The organism is Rhodopseudomonas palustris BisB18, assembly GCF_000013745.1.
Taxonomy (GTDB): domain Bacteria; phylum Pseudomonadota; class Alphaproteobacteria; order Rhizobiales; family Xanthobacteraceae; genus Rhodopseudomonas_A; species Rhodopseudomonas_A palustris_F.
The window spans coordinates 5,491,637-5,513,844 of sequence record NC_007925.1; the positions used below are offsets into that span (position 1 = coordinate 5,491,637).

Genomic DNA, 22,208 nt, shown 5'->3' on the forward strand with positions numbered 1-22,208 from the left:
TGGCCATGGCTTAGTTCCCCGCCTTGCGTTCGAGCCGCATCAACATCAGCCGCGCCGCCGACAAAACCAGGAAGGTCAGCACGAACAGCAACAGGCCGAGCAGGATCAGGCCGGACTGATGCAGCCCGTCGCTTTCGGCGAATTCGGAGGCGATCGCCGCCGAGATCGTGGTGCCCGGCGAGAACACCGACCCGGTGATGCGGAAGGCGTTGCCGATGATGAAGGTCACCGCCATGGTTTCGCCGAGCGCGCGACCGAGCGCCAGCATGATGCCGCCGATCACGCCGACCCTGGTGTAGGGGATCACCACCTTGCGCACCACTTCCCAGGTGGTGCAGCCGATGCCGTAGGCGGCTTCCTTCAACACCGGCGGCACGGTCTTGAACACGTCGACCGAAATCGCGGTGATGAACGGCAGCACCATGATGGCGAGGATCAATGCTGCGTTGAACAGGCTGAGATAGGACGGCGGGCCGGCGAAGATCGATCCCAAGACCGGGACGCCCTCGAACGCCCAGATCAGGAACGGCTGCAGATGATTGGCCATGAACGGGCCGAGTACGAAGAAGCCCCACATGCCGTAGATGATCGAGGGAATTCCGGCGAGCAGTTCGACCGCGAGGCCGATCGGCCGGCGCGCCCATTGCGGGCACAGTTCGGTGAGAAAGATCGCGATGCCGATGCCGACCGGGATCGCGATCACCATCGCGATCACCGAGGTCACCAGCGTGCCGTAGATCGGTCCGAGCGCGCCGAGGATCGGCGGATCGTTGGCCGGCGCCCAGCGCTGGGTGAACAGGAAGGAGAATCCGAATTCGCTGATCGCGGGCCAGGCCCCGGCGATCAGCGAGATGATGATGCCGCCGAGGATCAGCAGCACCGAAATGGCGCACAACCGCGTGGTCCAGTAGAACGCCACGTCGCCGAGCTTGAACGCGCTCAGCGCCTTGGCGCGGTCATAGGGGCCGGCGGCTGCTTCCATTCCGGTGCTTTGAACGGCCATATCTGCCACGCCAGTCCCCTGTCCAATTGAACGCTACGAAAAGCCCGATGCGCGCTCCAGAGCAAAATCGGCTCGGAACCCATGCGCGCGGGTGTTATTCCGGGATCCGCCCCTCGGGGCGCAGGCCCGGACTCCATCGGCCGTGATGGGGATGCAGTCCGGGACGCATTCGCCGCCGCTGCCCGCGCCCCGCAATGCCGGGGCGCGAGAGCTCGATCGGCCTTAGCTCTTGATGTCGGCCGACCAGGTCTTCTCGATCTGCTTGACGACCGCGGCGGGCATCGGGATGTAGTCGAGCTCTTCCGCCGCCTTGTCGCCCTTCTCGAACGCCCATTTGAAGAACTTGATGGCTTCCGCGGAGGCCGCCTTGTCGGCCGGCTCCTTGTGCATCAAGATGAACGTCGCCGCGGTGATCGGCCAGGAGGCTTCGCCGGGCTGGTCGGTCAGGATCAGGTAGTAGCCGGGCGCCTTGGCCCAATCCGCATTGGAGGCGGCGGCCTGGAACGCGGCGACGGTCGGCTGCACGGTCTTGCCGGCCTTGTTGATCAGCCCGGCGTAGGTCAGCTTGTTCTGCTTGGCATAGGCGTATTCGACATAGCCGATCGAATTCTTGGTCTGGCTGATGTTGCCGGCAACGCCTTCATTGCCCTTGGCGCCGACGCCGACCGGCCATTCGACCGCGGTGCCGGATCCGACCTTTGTCTTCCAGTCGGCGCTGGCCTTGGACAGATAGTCGGTGAAGTTGAAGGTGGTGCCCGAACCGTCGGAGCGGCGCACCACGGTGATGGCGTCGGTCGGCAGCTTCAGCTTCGGATTGAGCTTGGCGATCGCCGGATCGTTCCACTTGGTGATCTTGCCGAGATAGATATTGGCCAGGGTCTCGCCATCGAACACCAGTTCACCCGGCTTGATGCCTTCGAGGTTCACCACCGGCACGATCGCGCCCATCACCTGCGGCCATTGCACCAGGCCGTCCTTCTCGAGCTGCTCGGCCTTCAACGGCGCGTCGGTGGCGCCGAAGGTCACGGTCTTGGCCTGGATCTGCTTGATGCCGGCGCCGGAGCCGATCGACTGATAGTTCAGCCCGTTGCCGGTCTCTTTTTTGTAGAGGTCGGCCCACTTCGAATAGACCGGGAACGGGAACGTGGCCCCGGCACCGGTAATATCGGCGGCGAACGCCGACGTCGACGCGGCAACCAGGCCGGCGGCGACGATTGCCTTGAAGAAATTCATCGGAGGTCTCCATCTGGTAAGCGAAGCGCTCAACGCGCCCGATCGCGCTTACCCTCGCCCATCTACGAGCGAGCGATTGACCTTTTATGAGGGTTTGATGACAGTCATGTGACTGCTATAACCCATTGTTAAAGCTTGCGTTTCTGTCTGGAACCTAGGACTTTCCCGGAGGAAAACAGGCGGTGAAGGTTGCTCCTTTATTGAGCATGCTTTCGATCAAAAGCCGGCCGCGATGGCGGTTAACGATATGTTTCACCAGGGATAATCCTAACCCGGTACCGCCTTGGGCGCGGCTGTCGCCGACATCGACCCGGTAGAACCGCTCGGTCAGCCGAGGCAGATGCTCTGGGGCGATACCGGGGCCGAAATCGCGCACCACGAAGCGATATTCCGAGGTGCCTTCCGCCGAGGCGGCCGACGCCAGCGAGACGTTCACCCGACCGCCGGAGGCGCCGTATTTCAGCGCGTTCTCGATCAGGTTTTCGAACAGCCGCAGCAATTCCTCGCGGTCGCCGGCGATCATCGCAGCCTCGGCTGGCAATTCGGTCTCGATCACCACCTGGCGCTCCTTGGCCAGCGACTCCAGCCCTTCGATCACCTGGCGGATCAGCGGCACGATGTCGACCAGCGAGTCGGGCCGCACATGCGCCGACAATTCCACCCGCGACAGCGACAGCAGATCGTCGATCAGCCGCGCCATCCGCTTGGCCTGGGTCTGCATGATGCCGAGAAAGCGCTCCCGCGCCTTGGCGTCGTCGCGGGCCGGCCCGAGCAGCGTATCGATGAAGCCGGACAGCGCCGCCAGCGGCGTGCGCAGCTCGTGGCTGGCATTGGCGACGAAGTCGACGCGCATTTCCTCGACCCGGCGCAGCGGCGTCTGGTCGTGGAAGGTCATCAGCATGCACTGCTCGGTGCCGTCGAACGCGGTCGGCACCGGCACCGGGGTGATGATGAGTTCTAGCCAGCGTTCGACCGGCACCGGATCGAGATAGGTGGCGCGTCGCGGCTGCGCGGTGGCGATGGCCTCGCGCAACGCGGTGACGAACTCCGGCGAGCGCAGCGCGAACTGCGCGAATTCGTTGGCGCGCAGCGCCGGGGCCAGTTGCGCCGCCGCGGCGTTGAGATGGATCACCCGCCCGGCGCGATCGAGCAGCACCGCGGGGTCCGGCATGCCGGCCACCACCGCGCGGACCACCGCGGTGTGCACCGGATTGACACCGAGTTGCTCCTCGCGCGTATCGACCGCGTTGTGCAGCCGCCACGGCACCAACGCCGCCGCGACGATGCAGATGAAGCCGGCAACCGCTCGCGCCGGCGCCAGTCCGGCAAACAACACCATGGCCGCCAGCACCAACCCGGCCATCAACAATACGATCGCGGAATGCCGCAGCCGGTCCGACCACAACGCCAACCACGACGACTCTGCGGGCCCCGGCAACGGCGGGCCGATCGGTCGTATCTGGTGCTCGGGCGGTCGCGCGCGCATGGCTATCCTGGGGTCGGGTCTTCACGGACCGGCTTGGCGTCCAGCGCCGCGGCGATCTTGCGCAACCGTTTGGAGCGGGCGCCGAGCACCAATTCGCGGATCGCCAGCAGGATCACCGAGATGATGAACGGGGCGACATAATACAGCATGCGGAACAGCAGCATGCCGGCCAACAGCTCTTCCTTGTCCATCTGCCACAGCCCGACCAGCATGGCGGCGTCGAACACGCCGAGCCCGCCCGGCGAATGGCTGGCGAAGCCGAGCAGCGTCGCCGAGACGAAGATCACCGCCACCACGACGAAGCCGACATTGGGTTCGTCCGGCAGCAGCACGTACATCGCCAGCGCGCAGAAGCCGAGGTCGATGATGCCGATCGCGATCTGCACCAGCGTCAGCGCGCCGCCCGGCAGAGTGACCTTCCAATGCCCGCGACCGACGCAGCGCGGCCGGATCGAGACCCAGGCCACATAGCTCAAAAGCCCGATGATGATGACGATCGCGCCGGCGCGGTTCACCCAGGGCGGCAGCTGATCGATCGCCGAGGCCGCCTCCGGATGATAGGCGATGCCGAGCCCGAGCACCGCGGCGTTGCCGAGCCAAAACGTCAGCCCGGCGAGAAAGCAGATCTTGGCGATGTCGACGCCATCCAGCCCCCAAGCGGAATAGATCCGATAGCGCACCGCGCCGCCGGTGAAGACGCTGGCGCCGACATTGTGACCGATCGAATAGCTGGCGAACGCGGCCAGCGCGTTGGTGCGATAGGGCACATCGGAGCGGCCGATGGCGCGCACCGCGAACAGATCATAGAACGTTAGGGTGAAATAGCCGGCGGCGACGAACAGCGCCGACAGCGCCACCGAACTGGGCTCGGTCTGTTTCACCGCATCGATGACGTCGTCGACGTCGATGCCGCGCAGCATGTGAAAGAGCACGTAGCACGCAATCGCGATGACCAGGACGCTGATCACAAAACCGAGTTTATGCAGGATTTGCTTCTGGCGCAGAAACGAGACCGCCCTGCGTATTGCTTCCAGCATCTAGCCCTCGAATGCGCTTCCGGCGGCAGTGGCGATCAGGCCCGACGCGCCGTTGCCGGTTTGTCTCCCGAACAGGGTGGTAGCGCGTTTCCGAGCGAAGTGGAAATCGGTCGGTGCGGTCAACGGCGCTCCTTGCGAAGATAAAAGACGGAACTAGCCCAAACAGTTGCACAGCTTGGCGGATTCGCGCGAAGCCGAGCGGTTGGCGGCCGCGCGCTGTACCGCGCCGGCTCAGGCGACGCCCTGGTGCCGTGAAACCACCCAGTAGCGCAACCAGGAGCCCACCGCGCAGCCGGCGAGATACACCGCCAGCATCACGAGGCCGAGGTCGAGCCAGTAGCCCGCGCGGCCCGGCACCAGCCGCGCCAGCGCCAGCGCCAACAGCACCGCCACCACGAGCGAGAGCCACCCTGCCGCAGCCTTGGACAGCCCATGCCCGCGATGCACCACCGCGATCCAGCCCATCGCAAATCCCAGCAAGGTCGCCCCGAGCAACCAGCCCCAGTAAAATGACGCCAGCGTGACCATCGCCGCTACCTCACCATGAATTCGATGCGGCGATTCTGCGCCTTGCCTTCGTCATTGTCATTTGGTGCGACCGGGGTGGTGCTGCCATAGCCCACCGGGCGGAAACGCTCCGCCGGCAGCCCTGCCCGCACCATATATTCGGCCACCGCCTGGGCGCGCTTTTCCGACAGCGTCTGATTGAAGGCGCCGTCGCCGTCGCCATCGGTGTGGCCGGCGATCTCGATGGTGGCGGTCGGACAGCGCAACGCGGTTTCGATCAACCGGTCGAGCAGCCCCACGGAATCCGGATCGATGGTGGCGCGGCCGGATTCGAAGCGAATCTTGCTCTTGCCGAGCAAATCCGAAAACAATTGCTGGCAGACGGTGGGATCCACCGGCGCCGCCGCCGGCTTCACCGAGACCTCGGTCTTGACCTGCCAGCCCTGCGGCAGTTCCTTGGCGAGGCCGGCGCGGATCTGGCTCACCGCGTCGTCGTACAAAGCGTCGCCGGACAGCATCACCGCGCGGTCGGACACCACCAGCGTGCCGGTCGAGAGCCGCGACAGCGCACCCAGCGCCGCCACCACCGCATTGGAAAACCCTGCCGGGGCGCCGACGCTGGCTTTCAAATTGTCGATGACCTTTTCGCTGAAGAACTTCCGTCCCGCCGCCGCGACCAGCGCGGCATGGACGGCGTTGTCCGGCACGTAGCCGGTCAGCGTCAAGGTCACCGCGACCGGATCCTTGTTGGCCTGAAACACGTAAGGCGGCGCCTTGACGTCGTTGGCGACGACGCTGAAGCCCTCCGGCAGGTTCTTCAGCGCCGCAGCGATCGCCTCGCGGCCGCCCAAGTCGCGCGCCATCCCGGTCAGGCCGACCTTGCTGTCGGTCAATGTGATCTTGCCGTCCTTGAGCCGCGCGATCTGGTCGATGAGCAACAGCGCTACAGCGTCGAAGCGGGGCGGGGCGCCGCGCGCCAGCGCCATCCGGTCGGCGATTTCGACGCCGTTCAGGCTGCCCCGCGCCGCCTCGAGCAGCTTGGCCTTGCTGGCCGGCAGCGGCGTGCTGCCGCCGAGCGTCACCCGCACCACGTCGCGCTCGACCGACCAAACATAAGGCGACGCCTCGGCGACCAGCCGGGTGTCGTCATTGACCAAGCGCACCCCGGGCACCGCCTCGACGGTGGCGACCGCGCTGCGCCGGCCGTCCTCCGAGAACGCCTCGGCCGTAAAAGTGACGTCGCGGCCGGCAACCACGATCTGGGTCTTGTCGAGAACGCTATCTTTCAGCGAGGCGGTGGTCCGCGCCGCGATGTCGGCTTCCAATGGAACGGTGGTGACCCAGGCTGCCAGGCCCCACAGCAAGAGCAGCGGAATCGTGCCCGGCCACCATTTGCCGCTCGATTTGAAAAGTCCGCGCATTGGATATCCTGCTGGTCGGGAACCAGAGAGAAAACAAACCCTTGAAAGGCTGTCAAACGGCAAATGCGCCAAATCGAACCAACTGTCCAGGATCCCGGCTTCGCCGACCGCGACGCTGGATTGTCAGCCCCGGCCGCACCGGCCCCGCGCATTAGAGTTTCCTTAGCCGATGCGAGCTAGTCTCAACCCCATGGCGCCCACTAGGCTCGGCGAGTTGATGAAACGGTTTCGAAACAATGTCATTCGCGCCGGACTCGGCGCGCTGTATTTCACCGGCGCCCATCACGCATTGCGGCCGATCTTTGCAGGCGTCGGCACCATCTTCGTGCTGCACCATGTCCGCCCGGCGCGCGAGCACGGCTTCCAACCCAACCACCACCTCGAGGTAACGCCGGATTTCCTCCGCGCCACGCTGGGCTATCTGCGCGCCAGCAGGACCGACATCGTCAGCCTCGACGAGGCGCGCCGGCGGCTGGTCGAGCAGGACTTTTCCCGCCGCTTCGCCTGCGTGACGCTGGACGACGGCTACCGCGACAACCGCGATTTCGCGCTGCCGCTGTTTCGCGAGTTCGAGGCGCCATTCACGGTCTACGTCACCAGCGATTTCGCCCAGGGCATCGGACGGCTGTGGTGGGTCGCGCTGGAGCGGTTGATCGCCAAGACCGAGCACATCGAAGTCACCATCGACGGCATCGACGAACGGATCGATACCGCCGACGACGCCGCCAAGCAGGCGGCGTTCGAGCGGCTGCACGGCTGGGTGCGCAAAATGGCGAGCGACGCCGAGGTCGGCCGCGAGATCGGCGCGCTGTGCGCGCGCCACGGCATCGACGACCTCGACATCAGCCGTGAACTCTGCCTGCGGTGGGATGAGCTGAAAGCCTTCGCCGAGGATCCGCTGGTCACCATCGGGGTTCACGGCATCACCCACTGCAACCTCGCCAAGCAGAGCGAGGTGATCGCCCAACACGAAATCGCCTACAGCCGCAAATGCATCGAAACCGCGCTGCAGCGCCCGGCCGAGCATCTGGCCTATCCCTATGGCGACAAGGCCGCGGCCGGCCCGCGCGAATTCGCGCTGGCGCAGACCGCGGGCTTCAAGACCGCGGTAACCACCCGCCCCGGCATGGTGTTCGCCGAAAACGCCGACTATCTCACCGCGCTGCCGCGGCTGTCCTTGAACGGCAACTACCAGGACGAGCGGCTGCTGCCGGTGTTGACCTCCGGCGCAGCCACCGCGATGTGGAACGGGTTCCGCCGCATCGACGCGGCGTAACCCTTCGCGCGCTACAGCGCGCGTAGCACCAGCCGATTGAGCCTGGCGGAAAACGCCGCCGGATCTTCCGGCAATTCGCCGTCGAGGATCTGCGCCTGCTCCAGCAACAGCAGCGACAGATCCGCCGCATCGGCGGCGTTGGCCTTGGCGACCGCGGCGACGATCGGGTGACGCAGATTGACCTCGAGGATCGGCTTGCTGGCGGCGCCGCGATTCTGCTGCGCCAGCATCCGCTCCAGCGCGCGGTCGGGGCCAAGCCCGCCGGCCACCAGACAGGACGCGCTCGCGGTCAGCCGCTGCGAGGCGCGCACGTCGGAGACCTTGTCGCCGAGCGCATCCTTGATCGCCGCAATGGTCAGAGCCTCGTCGGTCTCCGGCTTCGCCTGTTCGTCTTTATTCTCCTCGGTGGTCGGGATCTGGCCGAAATCGACGTCGCCCTGGCTCAGCGACTTCAGCGGCTTGCCGCCGAAATCCAGCGGCGCCGAGGTCCAGAACGCGTCGACCGGATCGGTCAGCAGCAGGACTTCGATGCCGCGCGCCGCGGCCGATTCCAGTTTCGGGTTGGACTTCAGCCGCTCGATCGAGTCGCCGACCAGATAGTAGATCTCGGTCTGGTTCTCTTTCAGATCCTCGACATACTGCTTCAGCGTGCGGTTCTCGCCCTTGGTGGTGGTGAAGCGCGATAGCGCCAATAGCTTGTCGCGGCGCTCATAGTCTTCCCAGATGCCTTCCTTGATCACCAGGCCGAAGGCGTCCCAGATCTTGCCGAACGCCTCCGGATCCTTGTCGCCGAGGCTTTCCAATTCGCCGATCACCTTGCCGGTCACCGCCTTGCGGATCTGCGCCAGCTGCGGATTGTTCTGCAGCATCTCGCGCGACAGATTGAGCGGCAAATCTTCGCTATCGATCACGCCGCGGATGAAGCGCAGATAGGACGGCAACAGGTCGGCCTCGTCGGTGATGAAGACGCGGCGGACGTAGAGCTTGACGCGACCCTTGCGCGCCGGCTCGAACAGGTCGAACGGCTTGGTCGACGGCGCGAACAGCAGCACCGCATAGGAGTAGCGACCCTCGGCGCGGTAGTGCAGCGTCATCGCCGGCTCGTCGAAGGCGCCAGCGATCTGCTTGTAGGCCTGCGAATAGTCTTCCGCCGTCAGTTCGGATTTCGAGCGCTGCCACAGCGCGCTGGCCGAATTGATCTGCCGCGGCTCGCCCTCTTCCGGCACCAGTTCGATCGGGAACTGGATGTTATCGGAGTAAGCGCCGACCACGCGCTCGATCTCATAAGGTTCGAGATACTTCGCGGCATCCTTCTTCAGGTGCAGCACGATCTCGGTGCCGCGGGTCACGCGGGCTGCGTCTTCCTCGCTGGCCGGCGCGATCTCGAAGCCGGCGCCGCCCGACGACGACCAGGTCCAGGCCTCGGCCGAGCGGGCGCGGCGGCTGGTGACGACGATGCGGTCGGCGACCATGAAGGCGGCGTAGAAGCCGACGCCGAACTGGCCGATCAGGCCGGCGCCGTCCTTGGCTTCGGTCAGCTTGGTCAGAAACGATTTGGTGCCGGACTTGGCGATGGTGCCGAGATTGTCGATCAATTCCTGGCGGTCCATGCCGAGGCCGTTATCGATCACGCTCAGCGTGTCGGGCTCCTTCTTCGGCAAGATCCGGATCTTCGGCTCGCCGCCGTCGGCCATCAGCTCGGGCTTGGCAATCGACTCGTAGCGCAGCTTGTCGAGCGCGTCGGAGGCGTTGGAAATCAGTTCGCGCAGGAAGATGTCGGTTTCCGAATAGACCGAGTGCACCATCAGGTTCAAGAGCTCGGCGACTTCGGCCTGGAACGGCTGGGACTGGGGGGCGGTATCGGTCGTCGTCATGGTATTTCGATCTCTTAAGTTGGGTTGGACTGCGTCGGGATAGCGATATGGCGATGGCGAAGCGGAGCGCAAGTAGTCCCGCCGGCTCGGCACGGACAGGTTGCCTGGTACCAAGTAACAACTAGCAAACACCACCCTGGAAATACAACGGTTTTGTGACAGCAGCAGGGTTCGGTGGGCGCGGCCGGGTCCAGGATCCTTTTCGCGAGAGTTCGGGTGTTTTTTTGGGCGACACCGCTTCAGGGTTGCGGAAATTAAACTCGTATTAGTCCTAGTCGACGATAACCCGAGATAGTCCGTCCGGTGGCGCTGCAGATCGTGGCAACCGCTGAGTAGGGACAGATCCGACGGGAGTGAAAGATGGTTGCCGCGACTGATCGCACCAGCCCCCGGGCAGCCGCCCTCGCGACCACACCGGACAGCGGCGAGCAGGACACCGACATCGCCGCCTTGATCGCGCGGTTGACCGCCGAGGTCAACCAGGTGGCCTGCGAAAAGACCCGGTCGATCCAGAACATCACCAACCAGATGAAGATGCTGGCGCTGAATGCGCTGATCGAAAGCTCGCGCGCCGGGGTGCAGGGCGCCGGCTTCGCGGTGGTGGCGCAGGAGGTCCGCGCGGTCGGCCAGCAGGTCGAAACCATCGCCCGCGAGCTGGAGACCCAGTTGACGCGGCGCACCGCCAATCTGATGCAATCGATCACCCAGATGACCGAGCGCTCGCGCGGCGAACGCATGGTCGATCTGGCGCTGAACGCCATCGAACTGATCGACCGCAATCTCTATGAGCGCACCTGCGACGTGCGCTGGTGGGCGACCGACTCCGCGGTGGTGGATTGCGCCGAGGCGGCCAACGCCGCCAATGTGGCGCTGGTCGCGGAGCGCCTGGCGGTGATCCTGCGCGCCTATACGGTGTATCTCGATCTGTGGCTGTGCGATCTCGATGGCAACATCATTGCCAGCGGCCGCGGCCGTCAGTTCGACGTCACCGGCGCCAATGTCGCCAATACCACGTGGTTTCGCGACGCCAAGAAGCTGCGCTCCGGCGACGACTACGTCGCCGGCGACGTCGAGCGGCAGCCGCTGCTCGGCGACGCGCAGGTCGCCACCTATTGCGCCAGCGTGCGCCAGGGCGGCAACGCCCACGGCCGGCCGCTCGGCGTGCTGGCGATCCATTTCGACTGGCAGACCCAGGCCCGCGCCATCGTCGAAGGGGTCCGGGTCGACGACGACAAGGCCCGCGTGCTGCTGGTGGACTCCAACTTCCGGGTGATCGCCGCCTCCGACGGCCAGGGGCTGCTGACCGAGCGCGTGCCGCTGACCCTGAACGGCCGCCGCGCCGGCTTCTACAACGACCGCACCGGCGCGCAGATCGCGTTCCACGCCACCCCGGGCTACGAGACCTACAAGGGACTGGGCTGGTACGGCGTGATCATGCAGACGGGGTAGTTGCGACCTGGTGTCCCGGACGCGGTGCAGCGCCTTTGCGCTGCGCCGCGAGCCGGGACCGTACCAAAGACAGCATCCGTGACGGCCCCGGCTCTGCAGTGCAACGCGCCGCTTCGCGGCGCGGTGCCCTGCGTCCGGGGCACGCCTCCAAAATGGTGACGGGCTTGAGCGGCTCACGCCGGCCGACAACTCGCCTTCAGCCCGCCGAGTTCGGAAACCTCGAGCGACAACGTCCAGTCATAGGCCTCCAACACGTCCTGCACGATGGCAAGCCCAAGCCCTGAGCCCTCGCCGCGTTGATCGAGCCTTATGCCGCGTTCCAGCGCCGCCGAGCGCGCCGCCGCCGCGATGCCGGCGCCGTCATCCTCGATCACGACGCCGAGGCCGCCGGCGTCCGCCGCGGCGACGATCCGCACTTTGGATGCGGCGTGACGGGTGGCGTTGTCGAGCAGATTGCCCAGCACCTCGGCGAGGTCGGCGCGGTCGAGCGGCAGCGTGACGTCGTCGGCGACCTGGATATCGAAGCCGATCGCGGCCCCCGCCGGGGTGCGCGACAGGATCGCCACCAGCGAGCGCGTGAGCGGCGCCAGTTCGGTGGCCACGCCGAGGCTGCGGCCGGGTTCGCCGCGGACCCGCGCCCGCGCCAACTCGCGGTCGACGTGGCGGCTCATGGCGTCGCCGACGGCTTCGATGTCGCGCGCCAAACCCGCCTCGCCGCGCTCGCGCAGCCGGCCGGCGTCGGCGGCCAGCGCCGCCAGCGGCGTCTTCAGGCCGTGCGCGAGATCGGCGGCGCGGCCGCGCGAACGCTCGATCTCGCGCTCCTGCGCCGCCAGCAGGCCGTTGACCTCCTCGACCAACGGCAGCACCTCGGTCGGCACCGCGGCGGGCAGCCGACGGCTGTGCCCGGAGCGGACGTCGGCGATGCCGTGGCGCAACGCGTCGAGCGGGCGCAAGCCCAGCATCACCTGCACCGAGGTGGCGATCGCCAGCACCACCCCGAGGATGCCGAGCGCCACCACCATGTCCTTGGCAAAGGCGGCGCTGGCCGCCGACACCCGCGCCATGTCGATCGCCACCGCGGCGCGCACCGCCGTCGGCTGATCGCGCAGCGTCAGCGTGACCTGGCGCTCCGCGGTCATCAGCTGCGCGCCGGCCGGCCCCTTGAGGGTGTGGTGATGCACTTCGCCGGACGCCACCTCGTCGGCCGGCAGCGCCAGCATGGAATCCCACAGCGAGCGCGAGCGCAGCAGTTCGCTGCGGTCGTCGCTGATCTGCCAATACAGCCCGGACAGCGGATCGGAAAACCGCGGATCGGCCGGCGGCCTTGCGACGATCGGCTTGCCGTCGGCGTCGACGTCGAGCCCGGCCAGCAATTGCTTGAGATGCACGTCGAGGTCGTCGACCACGCTGCGGGTAACGTGGCGCTCGAACAGCACGGTCAGCCCGAAGCCGGCGACGGTGAGCGCGATCAGGATCGCCGCAGCGCCGCCGGCGATCAGCCGCAGCCGCAGCGAGTGGCCGGTCATGTGCCGGAACCCGCCACCAGATAGCCGAAGCCGCGGCGGGTTTCGATCAGCTCGCTGCCGAGCTTCTTGCGCACCCGGCCGATCAGCACCTCGATGGCGTTGGAATCGTGGGCGTCCTCGTTGCCATAGATATTCTCGCTGAGTTCGGCCTGCGACACTACGCGGCCGCGATGCAGGAACAGAAACGCGATCAGCCGGTATTCCAGCGGCGACAGGTTGACCGGCACGCCGCCGACGTCGACCTTCATCTGCCGCTCGTCGAGCGTGACGTCGCCGACGCTGATCACCGAGCAGGCCTGCCCGGCCGAGCGACGCACGATCGAGCGCAGCCGCGCCAGCAACTCCTCCATCCGGAACGGCTTCGGCAAGTAATCGTCGGCGCCGGCGTCGATGCCGTCGACCCGCTCCGCCCAGCTGCCGCGCGCGGTCAGGATCAACACCGGGGTGCGGCGATCGTTGCCGCGCCAGCGCTTCAGAACGGCGAGGCCGTCCATGCCGGGCAACCCGAGATCGAGGACGATCGCCGCATAGTCCTCGGTGTCGCCGCGGAACCAGGCTTCCTCGCCGTCTCTGACGGTTTCCACCACATAACCGGCCGCCTGCAGCCCGCGTTCGAGATCGGCGGCGATCCGGCGGTCGTCCTCGACCACGAGCACGCGCATCACTTCTCCTTGGTCCGTCGGACGTCGCCGTTCTGCGCGTCGACATAGACCTCGAACAATCGCCCGGCCTTGTCGACGACACGGAATTCGTACAGCCACAGGCCGTGCTTGCGCTCGATCTCGACGCCGGTGATTTCGCCGGGCAGCTTGTCCTTGACGATCTGCAACAGCTCGGCGAGCGGCTTGATCTCGCCGCGCTCCACCGCGCCGCGCGCCGCATCGTGGTCGCGATCCCGATCGTGATGATCGTGATGATCGCCGTGGTTGCGGCCGTCGCCATGCCGATCCCACGGATCGGCGCTGACTGCGGCGGCGCCGAGCAGCAGCGCCGCGACCGCCGCCGTCAGGATTGTTGTGTACCGCAATCGCATCAGCGCTATCCATCGATCGTGAGCTGATCACTATGACCAACCGAAGCTGTCAGAACGCTGACATGGATCAACAGCCGGCTGTCAGCGCGCGGCGCGCATGGTCCGCACATCGCCCGCCGCATGGTGCGCCGGGCATCACCAGAGAGATCAACATGCGCAAGATCGTTTTGCTGACCGCCGCCGCCCTGCTCGTCGCCACCACCGCCGCCCGCGCCGATAGCTGGGGCAAGCCCTGCACCACCGCGCCGGAAAGCCAGTGGCTGTCGCTCGACGCGCTGCAGGCCAAGGTCGAGGCCCAGGGCTACAAGGTGAATAAGGGCAAGGTGAAGAAGGCCTGCGGCGAGTTCTACGCGATCGACAAGACCGGCGCCAAGGTCGAGGTGTTCGTCGATCCGACCAACGGCACCATCATCGGCAAGCTGTAAGCGCCACGATGAGCATCGCCAACGAGGCGACCGTGACCGGCGGCACTGCGCCGCCGGTCACGGTCAAGGTCTGGGACCCGTTCGTGCGGTTGTTCCACTGGTCGCTGGTGGGGTTGTTCGCGCTCGCCTACGCCACCGGCGACGAGATCGAAAAGGTCCACATCGCCGCCGGCTACAGCATCGCGGCGCTGTTGGCGGCGCGCATCGTGTGGGGCTTCGTCGGGCCGCGCTACGCCCGCTTCGTCCATTTCGTGCGACCGCCGCGCGAGGTGTTCGCCGACCTGCGCGACCTCGCGACCGGGCGATCAAAGCGTCGGATCGGGCACACGCCGGCGGGCGCGGCGATGATCCTGACCCTGATCGTCATGGTCGGCGGCACCTGCGCCACCGGCTACATGATGACCACCAAAGCCTATTGGGGCGCCAAGTGGGTCGAGAAGCTGCACGAGGCGCTCGCCAACGCCACGGTGGCGCTGATCGCGCTGCACATCGCCGGCGTCATCGTGGTCAGCTTCGCACACCGCGAAAACCTCGCCAAGGCGATGCTCACCGGCGAGAAGCGCGAGGCGTGACGGCGAATGCGTGGCAATGATCGTTGCGAAGTTGAGAGCGAAGCCAACCTCTTTGACGAACTCCGCTACCCCCACGACGTCATCCTGAGGAGCCCGGCGAAGCTCGAAGAGCGAAGCCGGGCGTCTCGAAGGATGGGCTGCAAGCCGTGGGCGACTCCACGCTCTGGAGCCGCATCCTTCGAGGCCCTCGCTGCGCTCGGGCGCCTCAGGATGACGACTCAGTGCTTGCTGCGAAAACCGCGTCAGGCCCGCAGCGATTCCGCGCGGCGCTCGACCCGCTCCGGGAACGCCGCGGCGAGCGCCGCGCGTTCCGGCAGCAACACGCCGCGTTCGGTGATCAGCCCGGTGACCAGCCGCGACGGCGTGACGTCGAAGCCGTAATTGGCGACAGCCGAGCCTTGCGGCACCACCCGCACGGTCTCGATGCGGCCGTCCTTCGTGCGCCCGGTCATGTCGGTGACCTCGGCGGCGTCGCGTTGCTCGATGGGAATTTCTTTGACGCCGTCGTCGATCGTGAAGTCGATGGTCGGCGACGGCAGCGCCACATAGAACGGCACGTTGTTGTCGCGCGCCGCCAGCGCCTTCAGATAAGTGCCGATCTTGTTGCAGACGTCGCCCGAGGCGGTGACGCGGTCGGTGCCGACGATGCAGAGATCGACCATGCCGTGCTGCATCAGATGGCCGCCGGTGTTGTCCGGGATCACGGTATGCGGCACGCCGTGGTGGCCGAGCTCCCAGGCGGTGAGCGAGGCGCCCTGGTTGCGCGGACGGGTCTCGTCGACCCAGACGTGGATGTTCACGCCGGCGTCGAACGCCTGGTAGATCGGCGCGGTGGCGGTGCCCCAGTCGACGGTGGCGAGCCAGCCGGCGTTGCAATGGGTCAGCACGTTGACGCGCTCACCGGGCTTCTTGGCGGCGCGCGCCGCGTCGATCAGCGTCAGGCCGTGGCGGCCGATGCTCTGGTTGATGGCGACGTCGTCTTCGGCGATCGCCGCGGCGCGGGCATAAGCGGCGGCTATGCGCGCCTCCGCCGGCAGCGGCCGCAGCGCGCCGCGCATGTCGTCGAGCGCCCATTTCAGATTGATCGCGGTCGGTCGGGTGGCGATCAGCTTGGCATAGGCCGCATCCAGCCCGGCGTCGGAGGCGTCCTCACGCATCGCCAGCGCCACGCCATAGGCCGCGGTGGCGCCGATCAACGGCGCGCCGCGCACCAGCATCGAGCGGATCGCCTCGGCCGCGGCGTCGCTGGTCGCCAATTGCACGACGACGAATTCATGCGGCAGCCGGCGCTGATCGATCGCCGCGACCGTGTAGCCGTCGGGCTCGAGCCAGATGGTGCGGGTGGGCTTGCCGTCGACCTTCATGCGCGCAAAATCCTTCCCGCCACCGCGTCGAGTTTCTTCAAGAGTTCCGGATCGCGGGCCTCCCGCTGGGTGATGATCGCGGTGTCAAGCGCGCGATCGGAGCCGATCGGGCAGGCCTCGTGCTCGCGCGGGAAATCCCGCGCCAGCCGCGCCACCAGGCTCTTCGCCTTCTCGGCATTGGTGGTCAGCACCCGGATGATATCCTGCACCGTCACCGCGTCATGGTCGGGATGCCAGCAGTCGAAATCGGTCACCATCGCCACTGAGGCGTAGCAGATCTCGGCCTCGCGGGCGAGCTTGGCCTCCGGCATGTTGGTCATGCCGATCACCGAATAGCCGGCCTGCTTGTAGGTGATGCTCTCGGCGTAGCTGGAGAATTGCGGGCCTTCCATGCACAGATACGTGCCGCTGCGCGCCATCGCGATGCCCTCGGCCTCGGCGGCGGCGGCGAGATGAATCCGCAGCCGCGGGCTCACCGGGTGCGCCATCGAGACGTGGGCGACGCAGCCCTTGCCGAAGAACGAACTCTCGCGTTTGTAGGTGCGGTCGACGAACTGGTCGACCAGCACGAAGCTGCCGGGCGGCAATTCTTCCTTGAAAGAGCCGCAGGCCGACAGCGAAATCAGGTCGGTGACGCCGGCGCGCTTCAGCACGTCGATATTGGCGCGGTAGTTGATGTCGGAGGGCGACAGCCGGTGGCCCTTGTCGTGGCGCGGCAGGAACACGATCGGCAGCCCACTGATGCTGCCGCGCCGCACCGAGGACGACGGCTCGCCCCACGGGCTGGCAATCGCCTCGTCGCGAACGTCTTCCAGCCCGGGCAGATCGTAAATCCCGGATCCGCCGATGATGCCAAGAACGGCCGTGGTCATGCTGCATCCCCCGCCAATTGCTCTGCCGCATTCACCATGCGGAGGCGGCGTCGACAACCCCTCCTCAGGGCGGATAGGCCGAACGTCGCAGGCGGAGCTGCCCGGCGGCTGGCTCATGACGCCGCATTCAGCCGGTTCGCGCGCGCTGCGGCGGGATCGGGATGCGACAAACAGATGACGAGCGAGGACGAGGACTAGCCGCCCAACGCCACCGGGCGGAACGCCTGCACCAGGCGTTGGTCGAGCGCGTCGCCCATCGCTTCCATCGCGGCGAAAGCCGCGGCGTGGCTGTGCACGGTTTCCTTCGGCTGCCTGGCCACCAAGGTGGTGAACGTGTCGACCAGCGTGGTGACGCGCACCAGATCGCTGATTTGATCGCCGTGCAGCGCGTCCGGATAGCCAGAGCCGTCGAGCATTTCGTGATGGTGCAGCACGACATCGAGCATTTCGCGGGGAAATCCGCCTTGCGCGGCCAGCGCGTCGTAGCCCAGCCGCGGATGCTGGCAATAGATGCCGTGCTGGCCCAAGCTGAGACGATCCGGATTGTCGAGAATCGCCGGCGGCACGAACGCCTTGCCGACGTCGTACAACAGCGCGGCCCGGGTCAAACGTCGCTGGTCGTCCTCGCGGATGCCGAGATACTGTGCGAAGGCCACCGCAAAGCCGGTGGCGAACAGGCAGTGCCGGTAGCTCTCGTTGTGGTGACGGCCGACCGCGGACAGCCATTCGCGCAGCGAGGTGCGCCTGATCGCGCGCAGGATGTGGTTTTCCGCCTTGATCACGTCACCGAGCGTCAGAGGAATCCCCGCTGGCAGCTTTTCGAAAATCTTGACCATCACCGCATGCGCGGCGGCGACGCCCTCGCTCAGCGCCTTGCCTTTGGATTCGGTTTCGACGGTGCCGTCGTCATCGCGGGGGAAGGCAGCGTGAATCCGCTGCAGAATGTCGTCGGGGTCGAAGGGGCGCGCGATGGTATCGGTAGCGCCGAGCGCCCAGGCTTGCATCGCGCCGTGGTGCAACAGATCGGCGAGCACGAATAGCCGCGGCATCGGTTGATAGGCCGAGCCCAACAGCTTGCGACGAACCAGTTGCACGGTCTCCGGCGAGCGCAGGTTGATATCAACGACGACGCCCGACAAATCCTTGGCCGGCGCATCGGGCAGGTTCGACGTCGGAATGGTTTCGACCTCGGCGACGTTGCCCAGAATGCGCGCCAGTTCACAGCTGCGATCGGTGCGATCCGACGCCAGCAGCAGCCGGCGTTTCGCGGGAAGTTGTTTGGCGAGTGCGGTCATGTTTCCTCGAGCGGATGCAACGTCACGTCGCAGCGCAGTGTTACCGATAAATAGTTCCCCAAGCTTAAACGGCATCCTCAATGTGGCGTGCCGATCGGCCGGTCGAATCGCCCGCAACCGCAAAAAACCTCGACTTTACTGGTGTTCGATGGGCGATTTAGAATAGTCTGCGCAACGAACTATTTAGGACGTTTGATGATGCAGATGCCGACACGAAGGCCGCGACGCCGCGAACGGCTCGACCACGACCCGCGCGACGCAGCGCCATCGGCCGCCCTCGCCAGGTTTGGCGATCGTCGTGGGATCAGCGGTCGCCGCAAAGCCGCCGGCGCGGCCGCGATCGCGATCGGTTTCGCGTCGATGATGATGACTGCGATCACGCCGGCCGCAGCGCAACAGTTTCGCTCGACCGGCGCCGACCAGCGCCCGTTCACAAGCACGCTGTCGAACAATACGCCGCTGGCCTTCGGCATGGACGCAGAACAAACCGCGCAGGCGCTCGGTGCGCCGCTGAGTTACGTCAGCGGCCGGCGTGGGGAGGAAATCCTGCTGGCGCTGCGGACCGCCGGCGGCAGCGGGTTTTTCAATCGCCGCGATCGACTCTATCTGCAATTCCGCGCCGGCCGGCTGACCGGATGGAAAGGCGACTGGGGCCGCAACTGGATGTGGCAGTAGCCACGCGACAACACGACGGCGCGAAGATGGCTGATCTGGCTCAGAACCAACGTTCGCCGACCAGCACGGTATCGCCGGGGCCGAGCGGGGTGCCGAGCGGCACCGCGGCGCGGACCATGCCGCGGGCGTCGCCATGGGTGAGGATAACCTGATCGCGGCGGGCGCGCGGCGAAAACCCGCCAGCCACCGCCACCGCGCTCTCGACGCTCATGTTGGGCACGTAAGGATAGGCGCCGGGGGCCGCGACTTCGCCGAGAATGAAGAACGGCCGGTAGGATTCGATTTCCACCGCCACCGAGGGTTCGCGGATGAAGCCGTTGCGCAGCCGCGCGGTGACGTCGGCGGCAAGCCCCGCGGGGGTGCGGCCGCGCGCCGGCACCGCGCCGATCAGCGGCATGGTGATCGCGCCGCCGGCGTCGATCGCGTAGGTGTTGGTGAGACCTTCCTGGCCATAGACCACGATGCGCAGCCGGTCGCCGGCATCGAGCCGGTAGTCGGGATCGTAAGCGGCGGGCGCCGGCGCATAGGCCGCCGGCATCGCGGCGTAAGCCCGCCGCGGCGAGGATGAAGAACTCGAACCGAGCGCTGCCAGCGCGCCGCCGGAATTCGAAGCCGAGGTGAACAGGCCGCGCCCGACCGGCGCCGGCGTCGGGGCCTGTCCGTAAGCCATCGCATCGAGATCGGAGCGCGGCTGTGCCGTGGCCACCGGGCCAGAATTGTGCACGCAGCCGGTTAGAGCCAGCGCGGCAATCACAGCGACCATCGACAATCGAAACGCGCGCACTTGCTATCCCTCATCTGAGACAGCTCCTTCATGCACGGTTAGGGTTAACAAACCGTTTGAAGCAACCGCTGCGCCCGGCTCCGGGCATCCGCGACGCGCCGCGGCGACCATGCATCAGCCGCCGCGGCAACGCACGCGAATGCGATCAGGCGTTGACGCCGGCGCCGATTGGGCACGACACGCCGGTGCCGCCCAGCCCGCAATAGCCGGCGGGATTCTTTGCCAGATATTGCTGATGGTAGTCCTCGGCAAAATAGAAGATATCGGCCGGCGCGATCTCGGTGGTGATGGCGCCGAGCCCCTTCGCCGCCAATGCGCGGCCATAGGCGGCCTTCGACGACTCGGCGGCCTTGTCCTGCGCATCGCCGAACGTGTAGATCGCCGAGCGATATTGCGTGCCGACGTCGTTGCCCTGGCGCATGCCCTGGGTCGGGTTGTGACTCTCCCAGAACACTTTCAGCAGCGCCTCAAAGCTCAGCCTCGCGGGATCGAACACCACCAGCACCGCCTCGGTATGGCCGGTGCGGCCGGAGCAGACTTCCTCATAAGTCGGATTGGGGGTGTGGCCGCCGGCATAACCCACCGCGGTGACGTAGACGCCGTCGCCCAACGCCCAGAATTTGCGTTCCGCACCCCAGAAACAGCCGAGCCCAAACACCGCCTGCTGCAGGCCCGCGGGATAGGGCGGCTGCAGTCGATGCCCGTTGACGAAATGCGTCGATGCGGTCGGCAGCGCCGTGGCGCGACCGGGCAAGGCTTCGGCGGCACTCGGCAGGGCGGTGGTCTTGCGCATGAAAAACATCAGAGATCTCCGACGCGGGCCGGGCGGAGTGGTGTCAGGCCGCCCGAGCTGACCGCGCATTCCATAGACGCGGAAACGCCACAGCAAACCTGATCCACTCTTGCCGGCGGCGTTCAACTCAAGATGCGATATAGTGTCAGCAAGCGCGCTGCGGCAGGGGCCGGCCGACGCCAAGTCGCCGCGGCAGGATCACGCGAAGGCGGATGTTGCGGCCGGATCAGTCGCGCGCGTAGCCGATCAGCGGCTTGCGCGGCCGGAACAGCAGCATCAGCAACAGCCCCAGCACCCCCAGCACCGCGAAGGTCGGTTGGTTGAGCAGCGGCTTCACCACTCCGCTCCATAGCCAGGGCGCGGCGGTCTCCACCATGGTATGGAAGGTCTGTTGGCTGGATTGGTGGATATCGTTCCAGAACTCGCCGAGCCGGGTCCAGCGCAGGCTGTCGTCGGCGACCGAGCGGGCGCCGTCATAGACCAGGAAGATAAAGCCCCCGGTCAGCAGCAGCAGGCCAACCAGCCGAAAAAACCCGCGGATCATGCATCACCCCGTCAGCCTGTCCCCCGGCCGGTCTAGCCGGAATACCGGGCGAGGCGACAAAATTCAACCTCGCCAGCCCCTTATCTCGCCGCCGCGGCCCGGTTCCGGCAGATCCCACTTTGAGGCCGTTGACGCTGCGTAGCGGGGCCTCTATAAGACCGGCACTGGCGGTGGGGGCGATCCTGCCGCCGCTGTTCTTTGAGCGGTGCCGACGTTTCAGCATGGCTGCTTCCGGAATAGCATTTCAGGAAAACCCGGATACACATCAGCGTCGTCGTGACGCCCGGTCACGCGCCGGCCGCTGAAGGATTTGAAACACCATGGCCAACACAACCTCCGCCAAAAAGGCGACCCGCAAGATCGCCCGCCGTACCATCGTCAACAAATCGCGGCGCACGCAGATGCGCGGCGCGGTCCGCATCGTCGAGGAAGCGATCGCGAGCGGCGACCGCGACGCGGCGCTGAAGGCGATGATCCGCGCCGAACCTGAACTGATGCAAGCCGCGCAGCGCAACATCGTTCATAAGAACACCGCCAGTCGCAAGGTGTCGCGACTGTCACATCAGATCGCGAAACTCGCGAAGTGAGTTGACGGAAAATAATCGACCAACGAGCCCGGCATTGCCGGGCTTTTTTTTGATCTGTCGCGCGTGCGCATCGAACCGACGCGCGGTGTTTCAATCCGGGTCGTGCATCATCTTGCACTGGTAGTTTTACCCGGCTGCTCGTAACTGCACGAGTTAAAAAACCCCTGCTGTATCAGCTTAAAACACATTCTTCCCGGCCCGCCACGTTTTCAAAAATGCAAGCGCACGACGCGTCGTCGGTTCGCGCGCGACGGGAGTTACCCTGTTTCAGCGCACAGGAAAAAACGCGCGGCGATAATCACTTATCGGCATAGCGCGGACCAGCGCTTTGAAAACGCTTTTGCGCTCCGCCCAAAGGTAAATGATTTATGAATTTATTTTGGGCACGCAGGCCCGCTCAAATCGCCGCGCACAGTTCGATTCACCGCGCAGATTCAAAACCTTGTCTCGAC

General features: G+C 66.1%; 23 protein-coding genes. 6 read left to right on the top strand and 17 right to left on the bottom strand.

Annotated features, from left to right (window positions below; genetic code table 11):
- Positions 1-10: 10 nt before the first annotated feature.
- The 7 genes from pstC to RPC_RS24735 form a co-directional block, all read right to left on the bottom strand.
- Positions 11-1,012: a phosphate ABC transporter permease subunit PstC gene (gene pstC, locus RPC_RS24710; protein WP_011475320.1), complete on the bottom strand. Its 1,002-nt coding sequence runs from the start codon at positions 1,010-1,012 to the stop codon at positions 11-13.
- Positions 1,013-1,225: 213 nt separating this feature from the next.
- Positions 1,226-2,236 carry a phosphate ABC transporter substrate-binding protein PstS gene (gene pstS, locus RPC_RS24715; protein WP_011475321.1) on the bottom strand — a complete coding sequence of 337 codons (1,011 nt, stop codon included), beginning with the start codon at positions 2,234-2,236 and terminating at the stop codon, positions 1,226-1,228.
- Positions 2,237-2,390: 154 nt separating this feature from the next.
- A complete protein-coding gene (locus tag RPC_RS24720) occupies positions 2,391-3,722 on the bottom strand; it encodes an ATP-binding protein (protein WP_011475322.1) in 1,332 nt (443 codons plus the stop codon).
- A gap of 2 nt (positions 3,723-3,724) precedes the next feature.
- Positions 3,725-4,759 (bottom strand): lysylphosphatidylglycerol synthase domain-containing protein, encoded by a 1,035-nt coding sequence (locus RPC_RS24725; protein WP_011475323.1) that lies wholly within the window; start codon positions 4,757-4,759, stop codon positions 3,725-3,727.
- Complete coding sequence (locus tag RPC_RS26965) at positions 4,760-4,882, bottom strand: hypothetical protein (RefSeq protein WP_415914775.1); 123 nt, start codon at positions 4,880-4,882, stop codon at positions 4,760-4,762.
- A 108-nt stretch (positions 4,883-4,990) separates the two neighbouring features.
- Positions 4,991-5,287, bottom strand: a complete 297-nt coding sequence (locus tag RPC_RS24730; RefSeq protein ID WP_011475324.1) for a hypothetical protein — start codon at positions 5,285-5,287, stop codon at positions 4,991-4,993.
- 5 nt (positions 5,288-5,292) lie between these two features.
- Positions 5,293-6,687, bottom strand: coding sequence for an OmpA family protein (locus RPC_RS24735; RefSeq protein WP_011475325.1), 1,395 nt, complete (start codon positions 6,685-6,687; stop codon positions 5,293-5,295).
- Positions 6,688-6,904: 217 nt separating this feature from the next.
- Here RPC_RS24735 and RPC_RS24740 point away from each other — a divergent pair, with 217 nt between their 5' ends.
- Positions 6,905-7,963, top strand: a complete 1,059-nt coding sequence (locus tag RPC_RS24740; RefSeq protein WP_041803294.1) for a polysaccharide deacetylase family protein — start codon at positions 6,905-6,907, stop codon at positions 7,961-7,963.
- An 11-nt stretch (positions 7,964-7,974) separates the two neighbouring features.
- Here the strand turns inward: RPC_RS24740 and htpG are convergent, their stop codons facing one another.
- On the bottom strand, positions 7,975-9,837 hold the full coding sequence (gene htpG, locus RPC_RS24745) for a molecular chaperone HtpG (RefSeq protein ID WP_011475327.1): 1,863 nt from the start codon (positions 9,835-9,837) through the stop codon (positions 7,975-7,977).
- Positions 9,838-10,197: 360 nt separating this feature from the next.
- Here htpG and RPC_RS24750 point away from each other — a divergent pair, with 360 nt between their 5' ends.
- Positions 10,198-11,286, top strand: a complete 1,089-nt coding sequence (locus RPC_RS24750; protein ID WP_011475328.1) for a methyl-accepting chemotaxis protein — start codon at positions 10,198-10,200, stop codon at positions 11,284-11,286.
- A gap of 173 nt (positions 11,287-11,459) precedes the next feature.
- On the opposite strand, the gene RPC_RS24755 is transcribed toward RPC_RS24750, so the two are convergent.
- Genes RPC_RS24755 through RPC_RS24765 form a run of 3 tightly spaced genes read right to left on the bottom strand, consistent with a single transcriptional unit; the run spans position 11,460 to position 13,845 of the window.
- Positions 11,460-12,812, bottom strand: a complete 1,353-nt coding sequence (locus tag RPC_RS24755) for a sensor histidine kinase (protein ID WP_011475329.1) — start codon at positions 12,810-12,812, stop codon at positions 11,460-11,462.
- Complete coding sequence (locus RPC_RS24760; RefSeq protein ID WP_011475330.1) at positions 12,809-13,474, bottom strand: response regulator transcription factor; 666 nt, start codon at positions 13,472-13,474, stop codon at positions 12,809-12,811. The genes RPC_RS24755 and RPC_RS24760 overlap by 4 nt, the downstream gene beginning before the upstream one ends.
- Positions 13,474-13,845: a PepSY domain-containing protein gene (locus tag RPC_RS24765; protein ID WP_049766165.1), complete on the bottom strand. Its 372-nt coding sequence runs from the start codon at positions 13,843-13,845 to the stop codon at positions 13,474-13,476. Before RPC_RS24765 ends, RPC_RS24760 begins: the two co-directional genes overlap by 1 nt.
- A gap of 152 nt (positions 13,846-13,997) precedes the next feature.
- Here RPC_RS24765 and RPC_RS24770 point away from each other — a divergent pair, with 152 nt between their 5' ends.
- Both RPC_RS24770 and RPC_RS24775 read left to right on the top strand, forming a co-directional pair.
- Positions 13,998-14,270, top strand: a complete 273-nt coding sequence (locus RPC_RS24770) for a PepSY domain-containing protein (protein ID WP_011475332.1) — start codon at positions 13,998-14,000, stop codon at positions 14,268-14,270.
- An 8-nt stretch (positions 14,271-14,278) separates the two neighbouring features.
- A complete protein-coding gene (locus tag RPC_RS24775) occupies positions 14,279-14,842 on the top strand; it encodes a cytochrome b/b6 domain-containing protein (RefSeq protein ID WP_011475333.1) in 564 nt (187 codons plus the stop codon).
- A gap of 242 nt (positions 14,843-15,084) precedes the next feature.
- Here the strand turns inward: RPC_RS24775 and mtnA are convergent, their stop codons facing one another.
- From mtnA to RPC_RS24790, 3 genes are all read right to left on the bottom strand, one after another.
- Complete coding sequence (mtnA, locus tag RPC_RS24780) at positions 15,085-16,206, bottom strand: S-methyl-5-thioribose-1-phosphate isomerase (protein ID WP_011475334.1); 1,122 nt, start codon at positions 16,204-16,206, stop codon at positions 15,085-15,087.
- On the bottom strand, positions 16,203-17,078 hold the full coding sequence (locus tag RPC_RS24785; RefSeq protein WP_011475335.1) for an S-methyl-5'-thioadenosine phosphorylase: 876 nt from the start codon (positions 17,076-17,078) through the stop codon (positions 16,203-16,205). The genes mtnA and RPC_RS24785 overlap by 4 nt, the downstream gene beginning before the upstream one ends.
- A gap of 194 nt (positions 17,079-17,272) precedes the next feature.
- The gene (locus RPC_RS24790; protein ID WP_011475336.1) at positions 17,273-18,373 is read right to left on the bottom strand and encodes an HD-GYP domain-containing protein; all 1,101 of its coding nucleotides are present in this window, start codon (positions 18,371-18,373) and stop codon (positions 17,273-17,275) included.
- A gap of 87 nt (positions 18,374-18,460) precedes the next feature.
- On the opposite strand from RPC_RS24790, the gene RPC_RS26970 reads away from it, so the two are divergent.
- Positions 18,461-19,048, top strand: coding sequence for a hypothetical protein (locus tag RPC_RS26970; protein ID WP_415914776.1), 588 nt, complete (start codon positions 18,461-18,463; stop codon positions 19,046-19,048).
- Positions 19,049-19,088: 40 nt separating this feature from the next.
- On the opposite strand, the gene RPC_RS24800 is transcribed toward RPC_RS26970, so the two are convergent.
- The 3 genes from RPC_RS24800 to RPC_RS24810 form a co-directional block, all read right to left on the bottom strand.
- Complete coding sequence (locus RPC_RS24800) at positions 19,089-19,811, bottom strand: polysaccharide biosynthesis/export family protein (RefSeq protein ID WP_080507380.1); 723 nt, start codon at positions 19,809-19,811, stop codon at positions 19,089-19,091.
- Between the two features lie 166 nt (positions 19,812-19,977).
- Positions 19,978-20,634, bottom strand: coding sequence for a peptide-methionine (S)-S-oxide reductase MsrA (msrA, locus tag RPC_RS24805; RefSeq protein ID WP_011475339.1), 657 nt, complete (start codon positions 20,632-20,634; stop codon positions 19,978-19,980).
- A 217-nt stretch (positions 20,635-20,851) separates the two neighbouring features.
- Complete coding sequence (locus RPC_RS24810) at positions 20,852-21,169, bottom strand: hypothetical protein (RefSeq protein ID WP_011475340.1); 318 nt, start codon at positions 21,167-21,169, stop codon at positions 20,852-20,854.
- A 320-nt stretch (positions 21,170-21,489) separates the two neighbouring features.
- Between RPC_RS24810 and rpsT the strand changes: the two genes are divergently transcribed.
- Positions 21,490-21,756, top strand: a complete 267-nt coding sequence (rpsT, locus tag RPC_RS24815) for a 30S ribosomal protein S20 (protein WP_011475341.1) — start codon at positions 21,490-21,492, stop codon at positions 21,754-21,756.
- Positions 21,757-22,208: the final 452 nt, after the last annotated feature.